Origin of the sequence: Pauljensenia sp. 27098_8_83 (assembly GCF_041432695.1) — a bacterium.
In the GTDB taxonomy this organism is placed as follows: Bacteria; Actinomycetota; Actinomycetes; order Actinomycetales; family Actinomycetaceae; genus Pauljensenia.
In genome coordinates, this window is the sequence record NZ_JAPWAD010000022.1 from 38,177 (window position 1) to 48,525 (window position 10,349).

A 10,349-nucleotide genomic window follows, 5' to 3' on the forward strand; every position below is an offset into this window, starting at 1 on the left:
GTCGCGTCGCCTCTCTGTAACGCGGTTTGGGGAACCTACCCTCACGTGCCGTCTCTCGTCATTGAAATTGACAGGACAACTATACCATTCCCCAACCTGCGCACACAACCCTGATTTTAACTTCGATCACATTCATCCATTAACTCTCACTATCCTATGAAACTTCGTAGGAACGCAGGCAACAGGGTTTTCAATCGTTTCCATCAAACTCTTGCCGATCTGTCACTCATTCAGCTGGATTAAAGAGGGATTTTAGTCTGCGAGCACACCTCGCAGCGCCTCATCCAGGGAAATCTCCGCGCCACCAATCATGGCCTCCAGGCTCTCGAGCGTGTAGTGCGACGGGCCTGCCAGGAAGGCGACCATCGCACCGACCTCCGCCGGATCCACTCCCATGCGAGCCGCCCACGCGCGCCGGTACAGGCGCAGCTGAGTCACGAAATAGGCGACCTTGTCGGGCTTGGTCGAATCGGTCACCGGGCGGCCGCTCTTCCAGTCGACGACCAGGTAGCGCGGCCCATCGCCGCGTACGCGCTCGAACACGGCGTCGATACGGCCCTGGACGGACACGCCGCCCACCTCGACCGAGAAGGCTTCCTCAATCGCGACGGCCCGGTAGTCCGACAGCACTCCCGCCACAAAGGCACGGAAATTCTCGCGCAGCCGCTCTAGGCGCTCGCGTTCACCATCCGTCAGCAGGGCCTCCTCCGCCCCATCGTCGCCGCTAGCCAGCGCCGTGTCATCGCCCGCGACCACGTCGGCACCCGCAGTGATCTCCGAGGCCGGGTCCGCGGAGGCCAGGTGAAGCTCGCGCTCCACCCACGCGTGAAACACCGTGCCCAGCGCTGAGAACGAACTGGGACGCGTGGGCATCGGGCGACGCATATCGCGTGCGAACTCCTGTGCATCCTGCAGGAGTGCCGACACGGACGTCGCCGGAACGCGCTCGGCCCACAGGTCGACGATCGGCGTTTCCCGAGACAGGTGGTACTCCTCGATGAGAGCGACCGTATCGCGCACCGCGGGATCATCACCCAACTGCGCCAAGGCCTCGTACACGTCCTGATCCTCAGGCATCGCGTCAATCTGCGCTTCAACTGCCTGCGCCGCTGCCGAGGCGCGCTGACGCGAAGGCCCCGGATCCTGCGGGAAAGTCTCGAACTCGCGCACCCCCGCGGCGGGTTCATCGTCTTCGTCCTGATGCGGAATCGGGGCTATCAGACACCTGCCCTCCCCCACCGAGGACTCACCGGCGAGGTCACGCCAGCGCCCGTTGGACCACATCTGCGGGTCTTCGATGGTGCCAACCGAGCCAGACGAGGCATCCGGAGTATGCCCAAACAACTGCGCGCTGGCCTCCATCAGGTAGCGCGACGGATGCGTCACCTTTTTGTTAAAGCCAGACGTCCACGAACCCACCAGCAGCTGAGCGCTACGCGCGCGCGTCATCGCCACGTAGGCCAGGCGCCGTTCCTCGCGCTCCGCGTGTTCCCCGAGGGACGCGCCATACTCGCCCTCCAGCCACTTCTTGAAGGCAGTTGACGGGTTCTTTTCCCCATCAACGTCAAATTCGAAGGGCGGTAGGTCCACGCGGTCCCCGCGCAACGGGTGCGGTAGTGCACCAGCACTGGTCACCCATGCGGTATTCGCGGGAGGATCGTCGATCCACGACCGACTTTTGCTCTTATGCATCGGGAAGGAGCCATCGGCCAAAGCGAAGACAACAACCCCGTCCCATTCCAGGCCCTTCGAGCCGTGGACCGTCAAGATCTGGACAGCGTTCGGATCCGGCTCGCCCAGCGGCGCATCCAGCCCATCCTCGCGTTTCTCTGCCATGTCCAGATACGCCAGGAAGGACCCGAGGGACGCACCCGGCGTTTCCTTCTCGTATGCCGCAGCGACAGAAATGAACTCATCGAGTGCCGCGCGCCCACCCATCGACAGCGGATCCGCGATCACGTCATCGAGCGTGCCCATGATGAGGATTGCTCGCTCGACCTGCTCGGTGATGGAACGCCCCACGCCCTCACGAACCTGATGCAGGCGCTGGCCCAGCAGCCGCACGCGGCGCACTGCTTCCTCACTGATCGCGGGATGTCCCTCAGCCGCCCAACCGGGCGCTGGCGGGTTATCGACAGCATCCAAGAGCACGGCCTGGTGCGGGCTTGCCCCCTCCCCGCGCGCCAGGATCCGAGCCCAGTCACCCAGAGCCATCAAGTCGGCCGCCCCCAGGTCAATGCCTGCCAGCAGACGCGCGAGCCACGGGGACGCTTCCACGTCGTAGGCCAGCTCCAGCGCGGCGCGCACGTCCTGGACGGCCGGCTGATCGAGCAGACCGCCCAGGCCGACGATCTCCGTGGGAATGCCCGCCTCGCGCAGCGCGTCATCGATCAGCGGAAAATCACGACGCTGCCTACTGAGCACGGCGACGCTCCGGCGCTGACCGCCCTTAGTCGGCTGCGAGCGCACCCGCCGCACGAAATCAACCATCGCGCCCAGGGCCTCGTCGTAGTCCTGCGTGAAGGCAATGTCGACGGTTCCTGAACCCGCGCCGCCCCTGGGGACCAGGACCGGAGACTGTGCCTTCAGCTGCTGCTTGCTCACCTGGAAGGAAGGTACCTCCCGCAGGGGTGCTGCCACCCTGTTCGCAGCGTCCAGAATCGACACATCGTTGCGCCACGCGGTCGACAGCGTGAGCGTCTGTCCTTCTTCGGGCGCGCCCGTCTGGAAACGATCCAGGAAAGACTCCAGCGACGAGGCCGAGGCCCCTCTCCAGCCGTAAATGGCCTGATTCGGGTCGCCCACCGCGGTCACCGCGTGATCCGCGAAGAGTATCGACAGCAGATCCATCTGGATGACGGAGGTGTCCTGGAACTCGTCGAGGAGGACCGCGCGGAACTCCTCACGTAGAGACTCACGCACCGCAGGAGCTTCGCGCACGATGCGCGTGGCCAGGACCAGCTGATCGGAAAAGTCCAGGACGCCCATGTCACGCTTGCGCTGCTGGTAGACCTCGATGGGGTCGAGGAGGGCAATGCGACGCCGATTCACGTCAATGGCATCGCGAGACTTACTGTTCCCGCGCCCCACCTGCTCCAGCTCGCGCCCGAATTCCTCCAACGCCTCACGAGCACTGCCCACCGTGTATCCGTGCTCTGCGATCTCGCCTGCCAGGTGCAGTACCTGCTCGACGACGCCGGTCGGTGTGAGCGTGTCATCCAGGTCGGTGGGCCACGCCTCGACGATCTGAGTCATCAGGTCGATCGCGCCAGCCTCGGAGAGCATCGAGAAATCGGGGTCGAGGCCGATGCGCATCCCGTGCTCGGAGACAATGCGTTCCGCAAAGGAGTTGTATGTCAGTGCCACAGGGTCTTCGTCGAGGCGCTCACGCAGCCGGGGCATCTCGCGCGACAGCAGGCGGATGCGTTCGCGCAGGCGCTCCCCCAGCTCACCCGCAGCCTTGCGCGTGAAGGTCAAACCCAGGATCGACGACGGGCTCAGGTCCGGATGGTTCGCCAGGAGCCAGAGCACGCGCATGGACATGGTCTCGGTCTTACCAGACCCCGCCCCCGCCACGACGAGGAGGGGACGGCGCGGGGCCTCGACTACTCGCACCTGCTCTGGCGTCGGAGTCTTCGTCGCATCGACGATTGCCTGGATCTGCAGAGCACCGAGATTCATTGCACAATCCTTTGCCACGTCACTCCACCACCTTGTGGCCGCGCTCGCGCGCCGGGCACAGCCGATCGAAGGGACAGAACAGGCACGCCGTCTCCGAGGGGCGTGCCTCAAAGTAGGGTCCACGCGCGTCCGCCACGACCGCACGAAGCTTGGTGTGCCATTCCTGCAGGGTCTCGCCCTCCAGGGCTGACTGGTCGAAGGTCTTTGGCTTATCGCCACCGAGCAGGGCAATGCGAGCCCCCGCGACCTTTTCGCCCGAAGCGATCAAGGCCATCTGATATGCCGCTAACTGCGCGTTATCGGGGACGTTCTTCGCCGTATATCCGCTCTTTCCCGTCTTCAGGTCGGTGACACGCACGCCCTCATCAACGTGTTCGAGGCGATCCATACGGCCGCGGATCGTGACGCCATCAACCTCAGCGCAAACCGACTGCTCGACCTCGACCCGGCCGGGAACGCCCTCCACGTAGGACGCCAGGTTGTTCACGATGTCGCGCGCGTGGCGGTCGGCGACGCGCCCCGCCCACGTGTCCAGGTTGTAGCCCAGCTCATCGATGCGCGCCTCAAGCGCCTCGGTCAGTTCCTCTGGCGTGCCGTGTGGATGTTCCTCGGCGACCGCGTGAACGAGGGTACCCAAGCTGGCTGCAGCGTTCGACGGTCCGTCGGCTCCGATGGTGGTGAGGAACCATCGCAGCGGGCACGACAGCGCACGCTCGAACTGCGAGGGAGACAGCGTGATCTCACCCGTGTACTCCTCCTGAGTCGTCGGGGTACCGCCTGCCCCCAGCCAGCGATCCGGCTGCGCCGCAAGCACACCTTCGCGCGCCATGAGTGCCAGCAGGGTGGCGGCCAGCTGCGCATCGGCTGGCTCGTCGGGGTTGGCGGCGCGCGCCCGCAGGTCCGCGATGTGCCCGGACAGAGACAGAGGTGCCTCCACCGGATCCACCGGCACGATGTCGTTCTCGCGCGGCGTGCCCGCCAGGCGTGCCACCAGGTCAAAAAACACCGAGGGCGCCGCGTCCTCCGAGCGCACCGCACCGGCATGCACAATGCACCGTGAGCGCGTCACGGCCGCGACAAAGAGGCGATACTCGTCGTCCAAAACCGCGCGCCGGGCGGCCCGCGTCGAGTCGATGAGCTCCTCGCGCCCATCCTCGCCCACGGCGACGCGACCCGCACCCACGTCCGCAAGCAGGTCGGCGCGCAGGATCCGGTCGCGCAGCCGCAGATTCGGCCACGCCCCGTCCTGCAGGCCAGCGAGGACGACGACCTGCCAGTGGCGGCCCATCGCCTGCGCGGGAGTGAGGACTTCGACGCCACCGGGGCGCACGCCCACGCGCGAAATCGTGTCGATCGGGACCGAGCCGGACAGCAGCTCAGACGCGAAGCGGACGGCGGAGCCCGCGGGGTTGCGTTGCTCCCACACGTCGGCAACGCGTAGGAGAGCCACGACAGCGTCCAGCTGATCGTCGTACCAGCCCGACGACTCATCCGACGCGATAGCCCGCGCGCGCCATTCGCCCGCCACTCCGGAGGCCTCCCAGAGCGACCACAGGCGCTCCTGGGGGCGAGCGCTGCCGCTCATCCCCAGCTCCCACAGGCGTACCGCGGTCTCGAGGGGGCGCGCGAGCATGGAGGCGGCCTGGGCACGCTTGCCGCCCGCCTGCTCAGCCTGTTCAAGGGCAGGCCGCCACGTCTGCGGGTCACTGACGAGGTCCGCCATGGTCAGCGGGATCAGCGGCGCCTCGTCGCCCGCCTCCTCGGCGGCCTGGGCGCGCGCGGCGTTCAGACGGCGCAGTAGGCGGTGGACGGCGAGGGCGTCGGCGCACACGAGGGGCGAGGGCAGCAGGCGCTCGGCGAGTTCGCGGCGCGCGGCCGCCTCCGTGTCACTCTGTCCCGTCGGCATGGTCACCAGGTCCAGCAGCAGGCGCGTCGTAGGCTGAGTCGCGAAGTCGAAGGCACGGCTACCTCCCGCGACCGGCACGCCCCCGCGCGCCAGGTAGCGGCTAGTTTCGGCGACCATCGACGAACTGCGCACGATGACGACCTGCTCCGAAAAATCGATGCCGTCGTGCAGGTGGTGGGCCCGCAGGGCACGCGCGATGAGCGCACCCATCTGCGAGGGCGTGGCACCCAGGTGCGTCACCAGGCGTCCCTGGGGCGCATCGTCCGAGACACCGGCCTCTCGCCGGGCGGGCGATCCCGACTGGGCGATGCGCGCGCAGGCCTGGCGCGCCAGCTCACGCACGGCACAGGACATGTCGTAGACCTGGCCGAGCTCCGCAATCTCAACGCCGAGGAGGGATGCGAGCCTGCGGTCCAGGTGCGGTTCGCCGCCGCGATATCCGGCCACGGCCACGTCGGAATCCGAGAAGGCGACGATTCGGGCACCCGCGTCGCGGCACGCTGCCAGCAGCGTCAACGTCGACGGCGTGCAATCCTGCAGGTCATCAACGATCACAACGTCGGGCACCGGGCAGGGCGCCTGCACCCCGCGAGAGGGCGCATCCTTCTCCCACGCATCGATCAGCTCAGCCGCGAGCGCCTGGATGCGCGACAGGTCCACACGCAGGGTCTGCGGGTACTCCGGGGAGTGCTCGGGCCCCTCCTCCAGCGCGGCGATGATCGCGCCCGCCCCCTGCCACTCCGGCCGACCAAACCTGGCCCCGGCCTCGGACAGGGCGGACGCGTCCATCCCGGCCTCGCCCGCGCGGGCCACCAGGTTGCGAAGCTCCGCTCGGAACGCCGGCATCGCGCGCATCTGCGGGCCGATATCCTCTGGCCACGGTGCCTCCACCGACTCCAGGGCCTCGGCGAGCATCTGATCCTGGGCCGCGCCCGTCACCAGCTCCACGCCCTCCAACGGCACGTCGCGCTGGGTGCGCCACGTGGCCACCACCTGATACGCGAAGGAGGCGGGCGTGCGCACCGGGCGAACCACGTCCGGGCCGAGAGCCTGGGCGCGCGGAGTCAGCACATCGGCTCGCGTACGATCGGGAGCAAGAATCAGCGCGCTGCGCCCCCGAGAGGCCGCCTGCTCGAACACGGCCAGGGCACACGTCGAGCGGCCCGACGACGGGGCACCACGCGCAATCACGTCACCCAAGCGCGCCGCGTCCACAACCGCACGCTGGCGCGCGTTCAGCTCCGGCAGACGCCACCAATCGGCGCCGCGGCTGCGCAACCTGACCTGAATTTCGCTCATAACGCAATACTCGCAGACCCCACCCACATCTGCGGCACATATGATGGGCGTGACGACATTTACCAGCAAGGAGTCATCATGGAGATCTTCATCGGCATCCGCGACAACACGCGTCAGCTCGGTCTCGACGTCGACATGACCGAAAGCGAGCTCATGGCCAAGGTTCACGAGGCCCTTGCCGCCACCAACGGCGTCCTCGACCTCACCGACACCAAGGGCCAGCGCACCCTCGTGCCCGCCCAGGCCCTCGCATACGTGCAGGTCGCCGCCAAGTCCGAGCGCCGCGTCGGCTTCGCGATCCACTGATGCGCTGATCGCGCCCACACGAACGAGGCCGGGGAACCCGGGCGGTCACGATGTCGCCCGAGGAACCCCGGCCTCGTCAATGCCTGCGGCCTCAGGCCTTCAGGTGAATGTCCCTCATGCGCTCCCCGTGGCGCTTAATCACGTACTCCGTGATCTCATCGACGTTCTCCGGGGAGACCGCCAGCGACGGGTAGGTGAACAGCGTCGCGCGCACAAGGCCGAGGGCCTCGCCCGCCACGCGACGACCCCACAGGGACAGACGCGAGGACAACTGCTCATCCGCCTCGATCTGCGGGCCCAGATGCGCGCGCACCCAGTGTCCCTGTTCGAAGGGCCACACGTCCTCGATCCCCTCAAACAGGCCGTGCACCTGCGCGACGCGGATCAGCATGTCGCCCAGCATGCCGCGCGTAATGAACGTCTTGACAGCTCGCTCCGCGAACGTCGTGGGTCGCGTGCGCGCATCCAGATCGTCGTACGCGCCCGAGAACGCGTCGGCGGCCGCCAGCAGGTCAAAACCGCGATGCTCGCTCCACACTTCCAGCTGCTGGTAGAGCTTGAAGCACCGCGCCGCCATGCGCGCATGCTCCACGTGGGCCTCAAACGTGGGGGCCTGCTCGCCGTCCTTCGCCAAGCGCGTCATAAACGCGAGCGACGAATAGGCGAGAATACCAAGGACTTCAGCGTCGTCGGCGGGGACGGAATCAAACTCGTGTGCCATGGCTCCAGCATAGTGCCTGACAAGCCGCGCGGTGTGGTGCATTCGCCCCTCTTCTTGACATTTGGCGGTCTTCCCTGTGACCAGCCCCTCGCCCGCGAACTGCTCCCACACGATTACACTGAAAGACGACCACCGGACGACCGGTCGCATTTTTGAATAGGTAACACGTACGCGCGGACGCGAATCCCCGCGCCAGATAATGCGCGATCGGCACCGACCCCAACCCCGGAATAGCCCGGGAGACAAGGTAGATCGTGACCAACACGAGCACTGAGGCAACCGTGCCCACCCCCGACGTCGACGCCACCGAAAAGGCCACCCCGGCCTCGTCCGTCGAATACTCCGCAGGCGTCGTCCGCCTCGGCAACATCAAGCCCGCAGCTCCCGAAGAGGAAGAAGCCACCCCGGATATCACGGGCAAGGGCGAGGACCTCGACAAGAAGTCCTTCGCCGACTTCGGCGTCACCGACCCCATCGTTGACGCCCTCGAAGACAAGGGCATCACGCACCCCTTCCCGATCCAGGCCCTGACCCTCGGCCCCGCGCTGGACCGCCACGACATCATCGGCCAGGCCAAGACCGGCACCGGCAAGACCCTCGGCTTCGGCATCCCCGTCCTCGAGGACGTCATCGCGCCGGACGAAGAGGGCTACGAGGACCTGCTCAACCCGAACCAGCCGCAGGCGCTCATCATCCTGCCGACCCGCGAACTCACCAAGCAGGTCGCCCAGGACCTGCGCGAGGCCGCCAAGTACCTGTCGACCCGCATCGTTGAAATCTACGGCGGCGTCGCCTTCGAGCCCCAGATCGAGGCCCTCCAGCGTGGTGCCGACATCGTCGTGGGCACGCCCGGCCGCCTCATCGACCTGCTGCGCAAGGGCCACCTGCACCTGTCCGGCGTCGAGAACGTCGTCCTGGACGAGGCCGACGAGATGCTCGACCTGGGCTTCCTGCCCGACGTCGAGACGCTGCTGGGCCGCGTCCCCGAGAACCGTCACACCATGCTGTTCTCCGCGACCATGCCCGGCCCCGTCGTGGCACTCGCCCGCCGCTTCATGGTCCAGCCCACCCACATCCGCGCGCAGGATCCCGACGACCAGAACCAGACCGTCAACACGGTCAAGCAGGTCATCTACCGCGTTCACGCCATGAACAAGGTGGAGGTCGTCTCGCGCATCCTCCAGGCCGAGGGTCGTGGCCGCACCGTCATCTTCTGCCGCACCAAGCGCACCGCCGCCCGCCTGGGCGAGGACCTCACCGCCCGCGGCTTCGCGGTCGGCGCGCTGCACGGCGACCTCGGCCAGGGTGCCCGCGAGCAGGCGCTGCGCGCGTTCCGCAACGGCAAGGTCGACGTCCTGGTCGCCACCGACGTCGCCGCGCGAGGCATCGACGTCGACGACGTCACGCACGTCATCAACTACCAGTGCCCCGAAGACGAGAAGATCTACATCCACCGCATCGGCCGCACGGGCCGCGCCGGGCACTCCGGCACGGCCGTCACCTTCGTCGACTGGGACGATACGCCGCGCTGGTCGCTGATCTCCAAGGCACTGGGACTGGGTGTGCCGGAGCCGCTCGAGACCTACCACACCTCCCCCCACCTGTTCACCGACCTGGACATCCCGGAGGGCACGACCGGTCGCCTGCCGCGCGCCAAGCGCACGCGCGCCGGCCTGGACGCCGAGGTCCTTGAGGATCTGGGCGGCTCTGCTCCCCACTCCGAGGGACGAGGCCGGGGCGGCCGTTCCGGGTCGCGTTCGGGTTCGCGTGGTGGCTCGCGTGGTGGCTCGCGTGGTGGCTCACGTGGTGGCCGCGGTCGTTCGTCGCGTGGTGGTTCGGCTGCTTCCTCCGACGCGTCGCGTTCGCGCGGGTCGCGTCGCGGCTCCCAGGACGGCGATCGCACGCTGAACGCCGGCAAGGGCGGCCGCTCCGACCGCGGCACGCGTGGCCGTGGCCGCGGCGAGCATTCGCAGCGTTCGGGTTCGGCTGATGGTGGCGCGGCTGGTTCAGCTGGTGCTGCCGGTGCTGCTTCTGAGCGCGCTCCCCGCGCCCGCAAGCGCATCCGCCGCCGCAAGGGCGGCGAGTGAGGCGCTAGAGCCGCTGCGCTGATACGACATGCGGAGGGGTCCAAGCCGAAAGGCTTGGGCCCCTCCCCTGTTTTGGGGCCTCAGGGCGCGGCAAGATTCAACCTGATCGGGAACATTCAACCCGTTAGGGAAAATTCAACCCGATCAGAAGGGGTTGAATCTTCCCGATCAGGTGTAACACCTCATCGGTAACAAGCTTGTACGTGGATATCCTCGCTGACACTGCACATGCCGGCATCCAACAGGCCCAGGTCAAGCAGCGCTGCACCCGATCCGTCGCGCTACACCCGATCAGAAGGGGTGTAATGCCTACGGATCGGGTGCACCGCCTCCCACAACAAGCCCAACC

5 protein-coding genes are annotated in these 10,349 nt (G+C 67.2%); 2 read left to right on the top strand and 3 right to left on the bottom strand.

What is annotated here, in order from left to right; all coding sequences use genetic code 11:
- Window positions 1-252: 252 nt before the first annotated feature.
- On the bottom strand, window positions 253-3,681 hold the full coding sequence (locus O3656_RS08385) for an ATP-dependent helicase (protein WP_500063537.1): 3,429 nt from the start codon (window positions 3,679-3,681) through the stop codon (window positions 253-255).
- 19 nt (window positions 3,682-3,700) lie between these two features.
- Entirely contained in the window at window positions 3,701-6,886 is a 3,186-nt protein-coding gene (locus O3656_RS08390) for a PD-(D/E)XK nuclease family protein (RefSeq protein WP_500063539.1), read from the bottom strand.
- Between the two features lie 78 nt (window positions 6,887-6,964).
- On the opposite strand from O3656_RS08390, the gene O3656_RS08395 reads away from it, so the two are divergent.
- A complete protein-coding gene (locus tag O3656_RS08395) occupies window positions 6,965-7,192 on the top strand; it encodes a DUF3107 domain-containing protein (protein WP_500063540.1) in 228 nt (75 codons plus the stop codon).
- A 91-nt stretch (window positions 7,193-7,283) separates the two neighbouring features.
- Here O3656_RS08395 and O3656_RS08400 read toward each other — a convergent pair whose 3' ends face one another.
- A complete protein-coding gene (locus O3656_RS08400; protein ID WP_500063541.1) occupies window positions 7,284-7,913 on the bottom strand; it encodes a ferritin-like fold-containing protein in 630 nt (209 codons plus the stop codon).
- A gap of 254 nt (window positions 7,914-8,167) precedes the next feature.
- Between O3656_RS08400 and O3656_RS08405 the strand changes: the two genes are divergently transcribed.
- Entirely contained in the window at window positions 8,168-10,000 is a 1,833-nt protein-coding gene (locus O3656_RS08405; RefSeq protein ID WP_500063542.1) for a DEAD/DEAH box helicase, read from the top strand.
- Window positions 10,001-10,349 lie beyond the last annotated feature (349 nt).

Coding starts and splice junctions, on each gene's coding strand:
- O3656_RS08400 (WP_500063541.1), bottom strand. CDS start 7,913: ATGGCACACGAGTTTGATTCCGTCCCCGCCGACGACGCTGAAGTCCTT.
- O3656_RS08390 (WP_500063539.1), bottom strand. CDS start 6,886: ATGAGCGAAATTCAGGTCAGGTTGCGCAGCCGCGGCGCCGATTGGTGG.
- O3656_RS08395 (WP_500063540.1), top strand. CDS start 6,965: ATGGAGATCTTCATCGGCATCCGCGACAACACGCGTCAGCTCGGTCTC.
- O3656_RS08385 (WP_500063537.1), bottom strand. CDS start 3,681: ATGAATCTCGGTGCTCTGCAGATCCAGGCAATCGTCGATGCGACGAAG.